Source organism: Microbacterium sp. LWH3-1.2 (assembly GCF_040675855.1).
Classification (GTDB): Bacteria; Actinomycetota; Actinomycetes; order Actinomycetales; family Microbacteriaceae; genus Microbacterium.
In genome coordinates this window covers 2,113,451-2,129,832 of the sequence record NZ_JBEGIK010000001.1, presented here as the reverse complement: position 1 = coordinate 2,129,832, position 16,382 = coordinate 2,113,451, and the positions used below count along the sequence as shown (strand labels likewise).

The 16,382-nt window shown below is 70.1% G+C and carries 15 protein-coding genes; 12 read left to right on the top strand and 3 right to left on the bottom strand.

All coding sequences use genetic code 11. The annotated features are described in order from the left end of the window. Positions 1-82: 82 nt before the first annotated feature. The gene (locus MRBLWH3_RS09775; protein WP_363431122.1) at positions 83-253 is read right to left on the bottom strand and encodes a hypothetical protein; all 171 of its coding nucleotides are present in this window, start codon (positions 251-253) and stop codon (positions 83-85) included. Positions 254-670: 417 nt separating this feature from the next. Between MRBLWH3_RS09775 and MRBLWH3_RS09770 the strand changes: the two genes are divergently transcribed. The 11 genes from MRBLWH3_RS09770 to MRBLWH3_RS09720 are packed head-to-tail and all read left to right on the top strand — an operon-like array spanning position 671 to position 13,998. Further along, on the top strand, positions 671-1,531 hold the full coding sequence (locus MRBLWH3_RS09770; RefSeq protein ID WP_363431119.1) for a glycosyltransferase family 2 protein: 861 nt from the start codon (positions 671-673) through the stop codon (positions 1,529-1,531). A gap of 2 nt (positions 1,532-1,533) precedes the next feature. Next, a complete protein-coding gene (locus MRBLWH3_RS09765; RefSeq protein ID WP_363431117.1) occupies positions 1,534-2,475 on the top strand; it encodes a glycosyltransferase family 2 protein in 942 nt (313 codons plus the stop codon). Then, positions 2,472-3,797 carry a lipopolysaccharide biosynthesis protein gene (locus MRBLWH3_RS09760; RefSeq protein WP_363431115.1) on the top strand — a complete coding sequence of 442 codons (1,326 nt, stop codon included), beginning with the start codon at positions 2,472-2,474 and terminating at the stop codon, positions 3,795-3,797. The genes MRBLWH3_RS09765 and MRBLWH3_RS09760 overlap by 4 nt, the downstream gene beginning before the upstream one ends. Beyond that, positions 3,794-5,398, top strand: coding sequence for a glycosyltransferase family 2 protein (locus tag MRBLWH3_RS09755; RefSeq protein WP_363431112.1), 1,605 nt, complete (start codon positions 3,794-3,796; stop codon positions 5,396-5,398). Before MRBLWH3_RS09760 ends, MRBLWH3_RS09755 begins: the two co-directional genes overlap by 4 nt. After that, on the top strand, positions 5,395-7,176 hold the full coding sequence (locus MRBLWH3_RS09750; protein ID WP_363431109.1) for a hypothetical protein: 1,782 nt from the start codon (positions 5,395-5,397) through the stop codon (positions 7,174-7,176). Before MRBLWH3_RS09755 ends, MRBLWH3_RS09750 begins: the two co-directional genes overlap by 4 nt. A gap of 1 nt (position 7,177) precedes the next feature. Beyond that, positions 7,178-8,761: an oligosaccharide flippase family protein gene (locus MRBLWH3_RS09745; protein WP_363431107.1), complete on the top strand. Its 1,584-nt coding sequence runs from the start codon at positions 7,178-7,180 to the stop codon at positions 8,759-8,761. Then, on the top strand, positions 8,758-9,735 hold the full coding sequence (locus tag MRBLWH3_RS09740) for a polysaccharide pyruvyl transferase family protein (RefSeq protein WP_363431104.1): 978 nt from the start codon (positions 8,758-8,760) through the stop codon (positions 9,733-9,735). Before MRBLWH3_RS09745 ends, MRBLWH3_RS09740 begins: the two co-directional genes overlap by 4 nt. Positions 9,736-9,737: 2 nt before the next feature. Then, positions 9,738-10,985 carry a hypothetical protein gene (locus tag MRBLWH3_RS09735; RefSeq protein WP_363431102.1) on the top strand — a complete coding sequence of 416 codons (1,248 nt, stop codon included), beginning with the start codon at positions 9,738-9,740 and terminating at the stop codon, positions 10,983-10,985. Continuing rightward, positions 10,982-11,917, top strand: a complete 936-nt coding sequence (locus tag MRBLWH3_RS09730; RefSeq protein ID WP_363431100.1) for a glycoside hydrolase family 16 protein — start codon at positions 10,982-10,984, stop codon at positions 11,915-11,917. Before MRBLWH3_RS09735 ends, MRBLWH3_RS09730 begins: the two co-directional genes overlap by 4 nt. Beyond that, positions 11,914-12,504 (top strand): acyltransferase, encoded by a 591-nt coding sequence (locus tag MRBLWH3_RS09725; RefSeq protein WP_363431097.1) that lies wholly within the window; start codon positions 11,914-11,916, stop codon positions 12,502-12,504. The genes MRBLWH3_RS09730 and MRBLWH3_RS09725 overlap by 4 nt, the downstream gene beginning before the upstream one ends. Before the next feature lie 51 nt (positions 12,505-12,555). After that, positions 12,556-13,998 carry an RNB domain-containing ribonuclease gene (locus tag MRBLWH3_RS09720; RefSeq protein WP_363431095.1) on the top strand — a complete coding sequence of 481 codons (1,443 nt, stop codon included), beginning with the start codon at positions 12,556-12,558 and terminating at the stop codon, positions 13,996-13,998. Positions 13,999-14,056: 58 nt separating this feature from the next. On the opposite strand, the gene MRBLWH3_RS09715 is transcribed toward MRBLWH3_RS09720, so the two are convergent. Beyond that, positions 14,057-14,668: a TetR/AcrR family transcriptional regulator gene (locus tag MRBLWH3_RS09715; protein ID WP_363431093.1), complete on the bottom strand. Its 612-nt coding sequence runs from the start codon at positions 14,666-14,668 to the stop codon at positions 14,057-14,059. A gap of 112 nt (positions 14,669-14,780) precedes the next feature. Between MRBLWH3_RS09715 and MRBLWH3_RS09710 the strand changes: the two genes are divergently transcribed. Further along, on the top strand, positions 14,781-15,056 hold the full coding sequence (locus MRBLWH3_RS09710; RefSeq protein WP_363431091.1) for a hypothetical protein: 276 nt from the start codon (positions 14,781-14,783) through the stop codon (positions 15,054-15,056). Between the two features lie 28 nt (positions 15,057-15,084). Here the strand turns inward: MRBLWH3_RS09710 and MRBLWH3_RS09705 are convergent, their stop codons facing one another. Beyond that, complete coding sequence (locus tag MRBLWH3_RS09705; protein WP_363431088.1) at positions 15,085-16,290, bottom strand: benzoate/H(+) symporter BenE family transporter; 1,206 nt, start codon at positions 16,288-16,290, stop codon at positions 15,085-15,087. Between the last annotated feature and the right edge of the window lie 92 nt (positions 16,291-16,382).

Here is a 16,382-nt window from a genome sequence, read left to right as displayed (position 1 = left end):
CGGACGGCGCCCACACGGACTCGAGCGCATACACACCATCGATCGCGTCGGCGTCGGCGCCGCCGTCGGCTGCCGGCGGGCGTCACTGGGCGTTCGAGTACTCCGCGACCGTCGCTGCCGAGAAGGCGGAGCACGCCTTCACGTCGCAGATGGAGCACTCGGTGCCCTTGCGGTAGTGCTCGTGCGCTTCGAATGCGTGCCCGCACGCGCACATGTCATTCGCCTGCGGAACCGTCTTCTTTGAGATTCCCACGTGTCCTTGCCCCCGGATTGAAGTGGCCCGAGGCGATCGGCGCTCGGGATGGTGGTGACCGCCACCCATTCTGGACGCCGATCCTGAGATGACGCTCCATGGTGCCCGGCGCCTGCTGTTGTCCACCCAATGGAGGACATTTTATTGCATCAGCACCCGAATGTCCCCCGAAGAGGGGACACGGAATCGCCGCTGTTAACCCGAATCTGGTGCCGCGTTCACGCGGCTGAAACACCATCCGGTCACGCTCGAAGAAGAACGAAATCGGCAAACCGAGCCCCACCGGGTCCGCTTCCCCCACCAGCGGATCCCGTCAAATGGGGTGTGCTGGACCGCATCGACGCGACGGGTGCGACCAGCCCGTTCGCGTCGGACAGACAATCATCGCTCCACCGTTCCCCCATGGAAGGGCGTCACATGTCCAACGATCCGAACCTCTCCTCCCCGCGCGTCTCGATCATCGTTCCGGTCCGGAACGAGGCCAAGAACCTCGAGATCGTCCTCCCCCTCCTCCCCGACGTGCACGAGATCATCGTCGTCGACGGACACTCCGTCGACGGCTCTGCGGAGGTCGCACGGCGTGTGCGACCGTCGGTCGACGTCATCACCCAGACTCGCAAAGGCAAGGGCAACGCTCTGGTCTGCGGATTCGAGCGGGCGACCGGCGACATCATCGTGATGTTCGACGCCGACGGCTCGGCCGATGCCGACGAGATCCCCCGCTTCGTCGATGCGCTGATCGGCGGTGCCGACGTCGCCAAGGGAAGCCGCTTCATGGCCGGCGGCGGCAGCGAGGACATCACGTTCCACCGGCAGCTGGGCAACAAGTTCCTCAACCTCCTGACGAACGTCCTCCTGGGCACCAAGTACTCCGACCTCTGCTACGGCTACAACGCGTTCTGGCGGCGCATCGTGCCCGCGCTCGACCTGCCGGCGCCCGACATCGCCGGCGCCCAGGGCGAGATGCTGTGGGGCGACGGGTTCGAGATCGAGACGCTGCTCAACTGCCGCTTCGCCGAGAACCGCCTCACCGTCGTCGAGGTGCCGAGCGTGGAGCTCCTGCGCATCCACGGCGAAAGCAACCTCAACGCCGTGAGCGACGGTCTTCGCGTGCTGCGCACGGTGCTCGACGAGCGCCTCAACCGCTGGGGCCGCACACGCCGTCGCGCGACCACGCCCGTCTTCTCGACCTCCGTGCGCGAGGTTACCCCCGCGAGCGCGAGCAGCTCCGCGCCGCCCGCCCCCGTGCTCGAGGAATCGGTCAACACGGCCGCCTAGCCATGTCTGTCAGCGTCGTCGTCTGCGCCTACACGATCGACCGCTGGGACCAACTCGTGCTCGCGATGGACTCGCTGTCCGCGCAGACCCCGTCACACGAGACGATCCTCGTCGTCGACCACAACGATGAGCTGCTGGAGCGAGCCCGCTCGCGATGGCCGGAGTTCATCGTCCTGCCCAACACCGATCGCCGCGGACTCTCCGGTGGGCGCAACACCGCCCTTCAGGTGGCCACGGGTGAGGTCGTCGCGTTCCTCGACGACGACGCCGCCGCGCAACCGGGGTGGCTCGATGCACTCGTGGCCCCTTTCGCCGATGGGAGCGTTGTCGCAGTGGGCGGCAGCGCCAGCCCCATCTGGCCCGGGGCGGCACCGGCCGTGCTGCCGGAGGAACTGCTGTGGATCGTCGGATGCAGCTACCGCGGTCTTCCCGCGGCGGGGCCCATCCGCAACGTGATGGGCTGCTCGATGGCGTTCCGCCGCGAACCGCTCCTCGCCATCGGCGGCTTCAATCCCGACACCGGCCGCATCGGCGCCCTCCCGATCGGATGCGAGGAGACGGAGGCGTGCATCCTCCTGCGCCAGGCCGACCCGACGCGCACCATCATGTACGCGCCGACGGCGAACGTGCGTCATCACGTGAGCGCCGACCGCGTGCGGCTCGGCTATGTCGCGCACCGCAGCTGGTGCGAAGGACTGTCGAAGGCCGGGATCGCACGCACGGTGGGCCGACAGGACGCGCTCGCCGCGGAGTCGGCGTACGCGACGCGGGTCCTTCCCGCCGGTGCATGGCGCGAACTGCGGCGCGGTCGTGCTGGTCTGGTGCCCGCGTTCGCGATCGCCCTGTCCCTCGCACTCGCCGGGTGCGGATATGTGTGGGGCAGCCTTGCCGCAGTGCGGCCCGGCGCGGCGCGGTCGCCGCTCACCGACGGGGCACGCGTATGACCGGTCCCTCCCCCGCTCACGAGGCCGCACCTGCCACGAACATCCGCGCCCGCGTCTCGCGCGACTCGCTGTGGCTCGCGTCGGGGTACGCCGCGACGGCGGGCTCGGGCTTCGTGTTCTGGCTGCTCGCGGCGGTCTGGATCCCTCAGGCCCAGCTCGGCATCGAGGCATCCGTGCTCGCCGCAGTGATGGCCGCCGCGGCGTTGGCTTCCAACGGGCCCGGCAGCGCGCTGGTGGTGATGCTTCCCCTCGGCGGTCCTGCCGCCCGCGAGACCCTCCGACGGGCGCTCACCACCACCGCCGTGCTGTCGGTGGTGTCCGGAGTCGTCGCCGGCACGGTCGTCGCGGGCCTCCTTCCGTCGGTGCTGCCGCCGGTCGCCACTGTCTGCCTCGTCGCGACCTGCTCGGTCGCGTGGGCGCTGTTCAACGTGCAAGCGCAGGCGCTGGCCGGCGCCTCCGATGCGCGCGCGACGCTCATCGTCAACGGGTCGGCCAACCTCCTCAAGCTGGGCCTCCTCGCGCTGCTCGCGTTCGCCGCGCATGCGACGCCCCTCATCCTGGTCCTCGCCACGATCCTGCCCGCCATCGCGATGACGACAGTGAGTCTCACGGTGCTGATTCCGCGAGCGCTGCATCGTGACAATGGGCTCTCCGGCTCGGCGCGACAGTGGGACGGCGATCTCGCACGGGCCTTCCGCCGGTTCTCGTTCGAGAACGCCGTCGCCGTCGGCATCGTGATGTGCGCCGGCCTGTCGCTCTCGTTCCTCGTGACCACGCTGGCCTCGCCCGTCGAAGGAGCGATCTTCGCGATCGCGTTCCAGTTCAGTGTCGCTCTCGACCTCGTGGGCGTGGCGGTGGCCACCGCGCTCGCCCGGAGCGCGGTCGGCGCATTCGCGCACACCGCCGAACTGGCTCACGGCTTTGCGCTCAAGGTGTCGCTCGCGGTGGGTGCCCTCGGCGTGACGGCGGCGATCGCCACTCCGCTCATGTTCCTTCTCCTCGGTCGGGGGTATCCGCCCCTCTACGGAATGGCGGTCGTCGGGATCCTTGCCGCGGCGAGCGCGATCCGTCCCGGCTACGACGTCTGGTCGGCACTGTCTCGCGCGCGGCACCGTGTGCGCCCGGTGCTCGTCGGCAACGCGGTGTGGTTGCTGACGCTGCTCGCATTCGTCCTCCTCCTCGTCCCCCGCTGGGGGGCGCTGGGCGCGTCGACAGCCGTCGTCTGCGCGGCGCTCGTGCTGACGGTCATCGGCATCGTCGGTCTCCGCCACGCACACCCCTACCGCACCGCGCCCCTCCCCCCGAAAGGTGCAGCCGCATGACCACTCTCACGCTCCCGCCGGCCATGCCGCTTCACGGCACGGTCGACAGAGACGTCGCGACCTGGGTGGGTCTCGTCGAGGCATCCGACCTCGGCGGCGCACCTCAGCGCATCGTGCTCGAATCAGGCGACCAGTTCGATCGCGCCAGACTCCTGGTGCGCGATCGCGGCTCGGTCCGCGGATACATCGCGGTCCCCGTCGTGGACGGCGAAGCGGACGCCGCCGCCGTGGTGAACGCTGTCGATCGCCTCCCCGCCACCCCGCCCGCGGCACGCACGGCTCCGTGGCCGATCACCGTCGTGGTCTGCACGCGAGATCGAGGCGCCCTCCTGCGGGAGTCGCTCGGCGCGATCCGCGCCATCGACTATCCGCTCATGGAGATCGTCGTGGTCGACAACGCGCCCTCCGACGATGCGACCCGCGATCTGCTGGCGGAAGAGTTCCCCGAGTTCGGCTACGTGCGGGAGGAAAGGGCGGGGCTGTCGCACGCGCGCAACGCCGGGCTCAAGGCGGCCTCCTCGACCATCGTCGCGTACACCGATGACGACGTGATCGTCGATCCGCAGTGGCTGTGGGCGATCACGGCGGGATTCGCGCAGGCCGACGATGTGGGGTGCGTGACCGGGATCGTGCCCAGTGGCGAGTTGCGCAATGCCGTGCAGGCGTGGTTCGACGCGCGCGTCAGCTGGTCGAAGCTCACCGCTTCACGCACCTTCCGGCTGAGCGATCCGCCGGATGATCTGCCGATGTTCCCGTTCTGCGTCGGCGAGTTCGGCACGGGTGCGAACTTCGCCGTACGCCGCGACCACATGCTCGCCCTCGGCGGCTTCGACACCGCCCTGGGCGCCGGCACCCGCACGAAGGGTGGCGAGGACCTCGACATGTTCCTCCGCATGCTCTACGACGGGCAGGCGATCGTGGTCAACCCGTCCGCCGTCGTCTGGCACCGGCACCGAGACGACCTGGCAGCGCTGGAGGCGCAGGCCGTCGGCTATGGCCGCGGATTCGGCGCATGGGCCGTGACCGTCGCAATGGATCCCCGCACCGTCGGCGCGGCCATCGCCAGATCGCCGCGAGCTCTTGCGCGTCTGGTCAACAAGCCGATGGCATCTGTGGACGAGACGACGGTGACCGCCACTCTGTCGCGGGAGTCCAAGGGAATCGGGCGGATCGAGCTGGCCAGCGTCATCGGCGGCCCCGCGGCCTACTTCGCCGAGCGGCGGGCGCAGCGGGACGCCGGCACGTTCGCAGGGCCGCCCTCGCGCGACATCGTCCTCGATCGACGACTGTGGTCGGTGCTGGCCGCTCTGGGTGGACTTTTCGGGCTGCTCGCTCTGCTTCCCACCGCCGCAGGCGTGTCCTTCGCCTTCCTGGCGATCTTCATCCTGATCGGCCCCGGCTCTCTCGTGCGGGCCTGGGTGCCTCTTCCCCCGCACTTCGCGCCGATCGTCATACCCGCCCTCGGCCTGTCGGCGGTGATCCTTCTCACGACCGCGACCGTCAACCTCCAATGGTGGGCACCCGCGGTGTGGCTGCTCGCGGCCGCCGCCGCGACGTGCGCCGCCGCGTTGGCGACATTCGTCACGAGGAGGGGCGCATGACCGTCACCGAGCCGCGCGTCACCTCCCCTGCGGCGACCGACCGGTCCGCGACCCGTCGTGCGGGGAACCCCGCGGCGATCGTGCTCCTCGTGGCCGTCGTCGCCTGGGCACTCGCCATCCCCACCCTCCACGACGCCCCGTGGAACCTGTTCGGGCTGATCCCGGCCGCCAGTCCGCTCTTCCCGGTGTCGATCGCGCTGGCGACCATCGCGTTCTGCGTCGCCATCGCGTCCGGGGCCACCCGCACGGCCGGGGTCGCGCTCGTCGCGACCGTCCTCATGATGCGACTTCCCACGGCCGTGTCGACCGATGCGCCGCTCTACTCGTGGACCTACAAGCACTTCGGTCCGATCGACTACATCCAGCGCTTCGGCGGTGTCGACGTGACGGCCGACATCTACCACAACTGGCCGGGGGCGTTCTCGCTCATCGCCTGGATCAACACGATCACCGGGTCGGACACGATCGTCATCGCGCAATGGTTCGCGGTCGGTGCGCAGCTCGCATTCACGGCAGCGGTGTTCTTCCTCGCCCGCACCTACGGGTATGCCGCCCCGACCGCGCTGGTCGCCGCGTTCGGGGCGCATCTCGTCAACTGGGTCGGGCAGGACTACCTCTCGCCTCAGGCCATCGCCTTCGCCCTCGGGATCGTCGTGATCGCGCTGGTGCTGGCGTCGACCCGCACCAGGGCTGCTTCCTGGGTCGCGGTCCCGATCTTCACCGCGATCGTCGTGACGCATCAGCTCACGCCGTACTGGCTTCTGGCGGCGACCCTGCTGCTCACGCTGCTGGGACGCGTGCGACCTCGCTACCTCGTCGCTGTGTTCGCCGCGATCGCCGTCGGCTACCTGCTCCTGCACTTCGAGGTGGTGGTGAAGTTCGGAGACCTCATCAACCTCGACCTCCTCAGCAACATCCTGACGCCGTCGGCGCGCAACGAGGTGCTGGGCGCGCCGAGCGTCGGTCAGGTCTTCAACTCGTGGATCGCTCGGGGAATCACCGGGCTCGTGTGGGTGTCGACCGCAGCGGTCGTCGCGGTGCACCTCATCCGCCATCGCGACCGGTGGCGTGACATCGCTGTGCCGGCGGTGGTCGCCTTCTCCCCGGGATTGATCCTCCTCGGCCAGGGGTACGGCGGCGAGGCGATGTTCCGCGTCTTCCTGTATTCGATCCCCGGCTGCATGCTGATTCTCGCTCCCGTCCTCACACGCATGCTCAGCGGCGGGCTCGCTCTCGGTCGGCGCGCAGCGCAGGTGGCCGTCGCGGCCACCCTCACGATCGTGGCTCTGGGGTCGATCCAGACGTCATACGGCGGATGGTTCGCCAACCTCGTCACCCCCGAATCCGTGCGACTGACGACCCAGGTGCTCACAGAGGAGGATCCCTCCACCCTCACGATCGGCGTCGCACCCGGCGCACCGGGCCGGATCGTCGCTGAGTACGTCGACTTCGTCCGCGCGAACCAACTCTTCGACAGCGGCATCGACATGTGGCTGACGTCGTGGCCCGGCTGGGAGGACGAGGAATTCGCCGACCCGCGCCGCGTGGAACGCCTCACCGACAGCCTGGTGTGGGAGCAGCGGCCCGCCCTGGTGGTCATCACGGAGCAGATGCGCGCGTACAGCACGTATTACGGCACCCTCCCCGACGGAGCGCTCGACCGATTCCAGGGCTTCCTCGAGGACGACCCCCGCTGGGAACTGGTCTACGAGTCGGACGAGACCCTCGTCTACCGCCTCGATCTCACGCTCGGCGCCGACACCGCGGGGCAGGGCTGAGATGCGTGCCCCGGTCGACGCCGTGGCGCAGCGCAAGACCCGCGCCCAGCCGGACCTCGCCGCCGGCGCGGGAGGGATGACGGGCGCGGTCATCACGACCTACGCAGCGCGCTTCGCGTCGATGATCGCGTATGTGGTGCTGCTCCCGGTGGTTCTCGCCGCGTTCGGCGCAGAGGCGTACGGCCTCTACATGCTCACCGTGGCCGTCGGCGCACTGTTCCAGCAGGATCTCGGCGTCGGAGGAGCGACCACCCGGTTCATCGGTGTGGCGGCTCCCTCCAACGATTTCGCGCGCATGCGCCGGGTCGCTGCGGCGAGCAACATGTTCTTCCTCGCGACCGCGGTCATCCTCTCCAGCGCCACCGTTCTGGTGTTCGCCCTCACGATTCCTCGCACGCAGTTCAGTCCGGAACTGACCGACACCGCCTGGATTCTCGCGGCCCTCGGCGTCGCCAACGTCTTCATCCTGCTCTCGTTCTCCGCGAACCGGCAGATCCTCACCGGGATCGGGCGCCTCAACGACGTCAACTACCTCCTCATCGGCCTCGCCGTCTTCCGTGTCGCGCTCACCGTGCTGGTGTGCTGGGCGGGGATCGGGATCGTCGCCGTCGCGGCGGTGGATGTGCTCGGCATTCTCGCATTCGGCATAGCGACGTACGTCCTGCGACGTAGACGGGCACCGCAGGTCACCGCCCGCCCGCGAGACTTCCGGTGGAGCGTGTTCCGGGAGCTGTTCGCGATGTCGGCGCAGCTCATGATCCTGGGCCTCGCGGGCGTCGTGATCATGCAGGTGGGCGGCATCCTCACCGCCCTCATGCTCCCGATCGCCTACACCGCCCTGTACGCCGCGGGCCAGCGCATCTACCTCCTCGTGAAGGAGGTGACGAATTCGCTCGCGACCGCGATCCTGCCGACCGCCTCGATGCGCGAAGGCGGTGCGGCGGGCGCGTCGATAGGCCAGATGTACCTTCGGGGCACCAGCTACGCGAACATGCTGATGACGGTCGTCCTCGTGCCCGTGGTGGTCTTCATGCCCGAGATCATGAGCGTCTGGCTCGGCCCGTCGGGCGCAGGCGCGGCCGTCGTCGCGCAGATCCTCGTGCTGTCGATGTTCGCAAACAACAACCACCTGCTTGCGGTCCCCATCCTCACCGCGCAGGGATCGGTGCGCGGCTACGCGATCCTCCACACCATCTGGGCGGTCACCGGCACGGCGCTGGCAATCGTCCTCGGGGCGACGTCCGGGCTCACCGGGATCGCGTGGGGGCTCACCCTCCCGATCCTCCTGTTGGAGCCCTTCTACATCGCAATCGCGCTGCGACGTCTCGACCTCACCGTCAAGGGCTTCGCGATCCGCTGCCTGCTGCTGCCGTTCGGAACCGTCGCACCTGTCGCCGCCGCGCTGGTGCTGGTGAGTCTGCTCGACCCGCCGCTCGTGGTGATCCCCGTCGTCGGCGCCGTCTGGGCGATCACGGCGACCACGCTCTACTACTTCATCGCCCTCGACGCGACGACTCGTTCGTCGCTGCGATCCACCCTCACCCGCCGCCTGCGCGGCGCCCGTACCGTGGAGGACTCCCCGTGACGCTGCCGATCGAGAACACGAACTCGCGCATGCCGCACACCGAGGACGCGATCAGCAGGATGCAGCGCCGTTCCTACATCGCGATGTCCGCACTGCATCGTGGGATCGACCGGCTCGTGCTCACCGACTTCCCCGACTACGAGAACATCGGCGACTCCGTGATCGCACTCGGCCAGGCCGAGTTCTGGCGCCAGGCGGGGATCCGCCTGGAAGCCGCGTACTCATGGCGCACGATCTCGCCGAAGGTCTATGAATCGCGGTGGCCCGTCGCCATCCAGGGCGGCGGCAACTTCGGGGGCCTGTACCCGCAGCACAGCGAGCACCGCTATCGTCTCGCCGAGCGCCTCGATCCGCGTATCGAGCTCATCCAGGAGCCGCAGTCTGTGCACTTCGAGTCGGATGCCGATCGGCGCGCGTTCGCGTCGCGCATGGCTCCGCGGCGCCTTCTGCGCATGGCGGTGCGGGACCGGGTCTCGTTCTCCGCGGTCAGCGCCTTCGTGCCGGACGTGATCCTCGCACCCGACAGCGTGCACATGCTGGGGCGACTCGAGTCGGCGGCGCCCACCGTCGCGGTGGTCCATCTGCTGCGTCGTGACGATGAGAGCGCCGGACCCGGCAGCATCGAGACGGCGGTCGACTGGCCCGCGATGACATTCGCCGACCGGCTGCGCCAGCGGTTGAGCCGCACCTTGTTGGAGGGCGCGGTGACCCGCACGATGAACCGGTCGACCGACCGCTGGTTCGCCGACGCGTCGAAGCGGCTCGCGACCGGTGTCGCGCTCCTCTCCCCCGGCGAGACGATCATCACCGATCGACTGCATGCGATGCTCATCGCCCTGCAGATGGGCAGGCGGGTCATCGCGATAGACAACGCCAACGGCAAGCTCACCAACTATGCCGCGACCTGGTTCGGCGACCTCGACCTTCCCCTCGAGTTCGCACCCGACCTGGCCGCAGCGACGGACATGGTGTAGCCGTGGTCATCGCGCGAGAGCCCAGGGCGACGACGTCTCCCCGGCACGAACCCGTCGAGCCGGATCGCGTCGCGGTCTCATCGGGAAGGATCCCCGGCAGGGACCTGCTCTCGGAGGGCGTGCGGATCAGCGTCGAACTCGCGCCGCTGATCGTGCCCGAGCGGGAGACCGTGGTGCGCGCCGTGCGCGCCCTCATCGGGATGGGCGCCGCCGCGCGCGCAGGTCGCACGTTCGAGGGCAATCGCTGGCGCTACGACGCCGGCCGGCTCGATGCACAGGCCGAGCGCATGGTCCAGCCGCTGCCCACCGAAACCACCGGCGACGCGGGCCTGCCTCGACTGCGCGAGATCGTGGCACCCGACCTGCCCTTCATGGTCTTCCTCGGCGAGGATCGGGCGTCGCTGTGCATCGATCACCGGCTCGGCGATGGCTTCCTCAGCGTGATGCTCACCGCCGGCGCCCTCTCCGGACGCGGTACGCCGGCTGTCTTCGCGAGCGCGGACGACCGCAACCCCCTCCCTGCCGCGCTGTCTGCAACCTACGGGCGTCATGCGAGCCGCCTCGGCGCGCTGCTGCGGGACCGATGGACGGATGACCGGCCGGGCTACGCGGGCCCGACGGTGCCAGGCCCGCCAGGCCGCCTGGACCTCGTGACGGGGACGATGGATGCCGCCACCTTCCGCGCCGTCGCCGACTGGAGCAGAGGGCGTGTGCCTCCGACCCTTGCGATGATGTTCGCTCTCCACGAGGCGCTGCGCCGCTCGGGAATCCCCGTGATGGACGAGGGCGCGATCCTCGTCGACCTGCGCCGATACCTGCCCTCGGGAAGATCGACGCTCGCGAACTTCGTGGTCGGCCACCCGATCTCGGTGCGGGACGGCATCGACGTCGCGGGCGCACGCTTCCATCGGGATCTTCACGTCGGCCGTCCGCTCGCGGCCCTCACCTCGGGCCTTGCCACCCATGCGTGGCGGCGCAACGCTCCGACCGAGGTCCCCGCCGCGGCGAGCCCGACCCTCAGCGACATGGGCTTCCTCCGAGCCCTCGAGCCGCTTCCCTGGGCCTCGGACGACGCGGTGGTGCGGGTATCGGTGGATCCCGCGGGCCGCAACGGCATCACAGCGCTCACCGCGGTGCTGCGCCGTCGCCTCAACATCTCGGTCAGCTTCGACAGCTCGCTGTGGGAGCGCGATGCGGTCAGCGCCGCGTGCGACCTGCTCCGCCACGATCCGAAGGGACTGCTCCCGTGACCGCGACCGCCCCTTTCACCGACCCCGGCAGCGCCTCCTCCGAGCAGACGCGACGACGACGACGACGCCGCCGCCTGACCCTCGGCATCTGCTCCGGGATCCTCGCGATCGTGCTGGTGCTCGGCGGCGTCTGGTGGTTCACCGGCTTCTCCTTCCTCGGGGCTCGGTACGGAGACGACTCTGTGCTGTTCGAGGACTTCGACGGTGCTGCCGGTGAGAAGCCGAATCCCGATGTGTGGAGGATCCAGACGGGAGGCGGCGGCTGGGGGAACAACGAGCTGCAGGAGTACACCGAGGACGCCGTCGCTCTCGATGGCGACGGCAACCTGGTGATCACCGCCACCGTTCCCGAGGACGGCAGCCAGCCGACCTCGGGCCGCATCACCAGCCACGGCATGTGGTCGTTCACCTACGGGCGACTTTCGGCGCGCATCAAGCTGCCGGAGGGGCAGGGTCTTCTCCCCGCGTTCTGGCTGCTGGGCGACAACGTCGACCGGGTCGGCTGGCCGGCTGCGGGAGAGGTCGACATCATCGAGACGCCCAACACCACGAGCCGCAGCGCCCATCACCTTCATGGCCCTACCGGGATCACGGACAGGTGGTCGCTCGACGAGGGCTACAACGTGCCGGTACCCCTCGCGGACGACTTCCACGTCTACACGGTCGAGAAGCACGAGGGCCGGATCATCATGGCGATCGACGACCAGATCGTGATGGATGTCGAGGAGTGGGACGTGCCCATACCCGGTCGCTGGGTGTTCGATGCTCCGACCCACGCGCTGTTCAGCCTCGCGGTGGGCGGAAACTGGCCGGGCGACCCCGACGCATCCACTCCGGTGGTGAACGAGATGGTCATCGACTGGATGTCCTTCACCCCCGAGGATCAGCTCGGCGACACCCCGATCGGCTCCGCCGGAGAGGTGACTCCGTGACCGGCGACAACATCATGGCGGACGCGACGACCGTCCGGGACCTGGCCCGAAGCGTCGCGCAGGATCTGTCGTGGGGGTGGAAGTCGTTCATCACGAACAGCGTCGCCGGCTCGCCGCTGTGCCCCCGCGCGTTGCGCTACGCAATCCTGCGCATGCGGGGATTCGACGTGCAGACGCCGAAGCTCCAGTCACGCTGCACCTTCACGGGCGGCCGCGACATCCGCATCGGAGCGCGTACCTCGGTGAACGTGTGGTGCTATTTCGAGGCCGTGGCTCCGATCCGCATCGGTGTGGACTGCCACATCGCGATGTTCACCACGATCATCACCAGTTCTCACGAGGTCGGGCCTGCAGGGGTGACCCACCGCCGCAGCAGCGCCCCCGTGACGATCGGCGACCGGGTGTGGCTCGGTGCGCATGTCACCGTCCTCCCCGGTGTGACCGTCGGAGACGACGTGGTGGTCGCCGCAGGCGCCGTCGTGACTCGCGACCTCGCCGCAGGCGCGGTGTACGGAGGGGTGCCCGCACGCCTCATCCGCACTCTCGACGAGGCTCCCTCGGTGATGACCGCCAGTGCCGCCCGGTGAGTCGCAGGTCGTCCGCGGGTCCTCGTGCGGCCCGGTGCCTACACTGATCGGGTGCCTGCACGCCGACCTCGACTCGCTCCCGCACGCGCCCACGACGAGCTCGTCGAATCGTTCGCCCGGCTGCGCGGGGAACTGGATCTTCCGGCGGAGTTCCCCGCCGAAGTGCTGGCCGAGGCGGAGCACGCGGCGCGTGCCGTCGCCACCGATCCGGCCGCCGCGGGGCTCGATGATCTGCGTGACATCGAGTTCCTCACGATCGATCCCGAGGGCTCCACGGATCTCGACCAGGCACTCCACCTCGAGCGCACCCCGACCGGGGCCGTGCTGCACTACGCGATCGCCGATCTGCCGGCGTTCGTGACGCCGGACGGCGCGATCGACGCCGAGGCGCGGCTGCGCGGACAGACGCTGTACACGGCTGACGGCCGGATTCCGCTGCATCCCGTCGTCATCAGTGAGGATGCCGCGTCCCTGCTGCCCGAGTGCGACCGGAGGGCGTTCGTGTGGCGGTTCGTCCTCGACGGCGCGGCTCGGTCCGTCGAGGCGACGCTGCGTCGCGCGATCATCCGCTCTCGGACGCAGTGGAGCTACGGCGACGCGCAGACCGCGGTCGACGCCGGTACCGCTCCCCCGAGCCTCGAGGCCCTCGCATGGTTCGGCCCGCTGCGGCTCGCTCGCGAGGCGGAGCGCGGCGGAGCGAGCCTGAACGTCCCCGAGACCCGCATCGTCGCCGATGACGGCGGCTACCGCCTCGAGCGTGATGCGCCGCTCGCGATCGAGGACTGGAACGCCCAGGTCTCGCTCCTCACGGGTATGGCGGCCGCCGACATCATGCTGCGAGGCGGCGTCGGGATCCTGCGCACGATGCCCGCCGCCGAGACGGTCGACGTGGCCGCGTTCCGCGCCCAGACGGTGGCGCTCGGTATCCCGTGGCCCACCGACGTCTCCTACGGCGACTACCTGCGCGCGCTCGATCGCGATTCGCCCGCCGCGCTGGCGATCCTCGACGCCGCGTCCGGCCTCTTTCGCGGCGCCGGATACGTGACGTTCGACGGGGCCCCGCCCGCCGACCCGCTGCAGGCCGCGATCGGCGCGCCCTACGCCCACACCACGGCACCGCTGCGGCGGCTCGTCGACCGCTGGGCGCTCGTCATCTGTGAGGCGCTTGCGAACGGCCGGGATGTGCCTGCCTGGGTGCGCGGGAGCCTTGCGTCGCTGCCGAAGATCATGGCGCGCAGCGACGGCGTGGCGAATCGGCTGGACGCCGCGGCCCTCGGTCGCGTCGAAGCGGCACTCCTCTCAGGTCACGAGGGCCGGGTGTTCGAGGCTGTGGTGCTGGGCTTGCGAGGCGACGGCGCGCGCGTGCAGCTGACCGACCCGCCGGTCACCGCGAAGGTGGCGGGGCTCGACGCGGCCGCGGGCGCGACGGTGCGGCTGCGTCTCAAGACGGTCGACATCGCCTCGGGCACGGTCCTGCTCGAACCGACCGCGTAGCGTGGTCGCATGACGACTGTGCTGCCCACGGGGACTCTGCACTGACAGGACGGAGGCGTCAGCCGACGGCGGGCTCCACCGCCACGGTGACCGCCGCGGCGGCAGCGGTCACCGTGGCGACGATCGCCGCGCGACGCGCTGCGATGCGCGCGGCGCCATCACCTGCGCCCGGCACGATGAGGGCGTCGAGCTGCGGCAGCACCGGCCAGGCATTGACGAGGCTCACGAGGGTGAGCAGCAGCTCCCCGGCCTCGACGCGGCCGACGCCCGGCAGCATGCGCTGAATGCGCGTGACCTTCTCGGCGTGGAACTCGGCTCGCACCGGGCTGTCGGCCGCCGCGATGCCGCGCTCGAGCCCTTCCCAGTAGACGAGGCGCGGGATGTGGCCGTTCGCCATGTGGTGGTCGAACAGCCTCGCGGCGTAGTCGCCCACGGCTTGGGGCCCGGTGCCCTCGACCTGGACCGCCTGCAACGCGGCCTCGAGCGCCTCCGCCAGCACGGTGGCGAAGAGCTCGTCCTTCTTGCCGAAGTACTGGTAGATGCGCTCCTTGTTGACGCCGGCTGCCTCTGCGATGCGGTCCACGCGCGCCCCGGCGAGCCCGTGCTCGCTGAACTCCGACGTCGCCGCTTCCAGCAGCAGCCGCCTGGTGCGCTCGGTGTCCCACGCCATGTGCCGATGATAGCGAAGATCCAACTGCATGGTTGCGGAATAGTCTGCCGGGTGATTCACTTACAACCAGCCAGTTGCAACTATTCAGTTGTCTTTTGGAAGGATGCCGCACATGTCCATTTCTTCGAGCACCGAGCCCGTCCGCACGACCGCCCCCGCTCCCGCGCCGTCCGTCCACGTCCGCGCCGTGATCACGTGGCTCGCGATCTTCCCCCTCGTCTCGATCGGGATGCTGCTGCTCCCGCCCGTGTCGGAGTCGTGGCATCCGGTCCTTCGCGCACTGGTGCTGACCGCCGTCGTCGTGCCGCTGGCGGTCTACGTCGTCGTTCCCCGCCTGCTCCGCGCCTATACGTCGCTTCGCCGGCGCCGGGCGCCTCGCGAGGACTGAGGCCGCCGGGTCCTGTGCGACGGCGCGATCAGCGAGGGCGGCGCCCGGCGTGCAGCACCTCACGCACCAGGAGTCCGGCCGCGAGAGCCCAGAACGCAGCGCTCACACCCGCGATCGCGACGCCCGACGCCGCCACGAGGAAGGTCACCACCGCCGGCAGCCGCTCCCCCGGATCGTCGATCGCCTGCTGCACGGCTGAGCCGAACGCGCCGAACAGCGCGATGCCGGCGACCGCCGGGATGACGGCCTCCGGCGCCACCACGACCAGCGCGACGAGTGCTGCCGAGAGCCCACCGAGCACGATGCCGCTCGCACCCGTCGACACGCCCGCGACCCAGCGCCGCCGGGGGTCGGGATCAGCGTCGGGGGCCGCGGCGAGCGCGGCGCTGATCGCGGCGAGGTTGATCGCGTGTCCGCCGGCCGTCGCGCCGAGCGCGGTGCCGACGCCCGTCACGAGCATCGCCGGACGCCAGGGCACCTGATAGCCGAAACTGCGCATGATCGCGATGCCGGGCACGTTCTGCGATGCCATCGTCACGAGGAAGAGCGGCAGCGCGAGCCCAGCTACCGCGCCGAAGGTGAGCGTCGGCGCCGTGAACTCGAGTCGGGGAACGAGCAGCGCCGGGTCGATCGTCGCGCCCGTGACCGCGACATCCACCGCCACGACGACCGATGCCGCGACGAACGCGAGCGGCACCGCCCACCGCGAGGCGACCCGCACGAACACCAGCCACGTGAGCAGCACGGGGACGACGCCCCACGGGTTCAGGACCAGCCCGGTGATCGGCGCGAGGCAGAGGGGGAGCAGCACGCCGGCGAGCATCGCCTGCGCTATCGAGGGCGGGATACGTGCGATGAGCCGGCCGAGCTGGGGCCACAGCGCCGTCAGCAGGATGAGGCCGGCGGTCACGAGGAACGCGCCGACAGCCGCCGGCCAGCCGCCCTCGACCGCCCCTGTGGCGGCGAGCACGGCGGCACCGGGCGTGGACCACGCGACCGTGATCGGCATCCGGTACCGCCACGCCAGGAGGATCGCCGACGCCCCCATCGTGAGGCACAGCACGAGAAGGCCGCTCGCCGCCTGCGCGCGAGTGGCGCCGACGGCGTCGAGCCCCGTCAGCACCACGGCGAACGAGCTCGTCACGCCGACCAGCGACGTCACGATCCCCGCGACGATGGGCCGCGACAGCGGTGCGGCCGCCTCCGGCGGGGCGGGTGCGGCGGGCGGGGACACCCTCGGATCATGCCACGCCTCCGCGCCGGGTCGTGTCAGGGCCCGTCGCTGAAACCGGGGGTCCTCGCCGACGCGCGTGCCCACGACCCCGA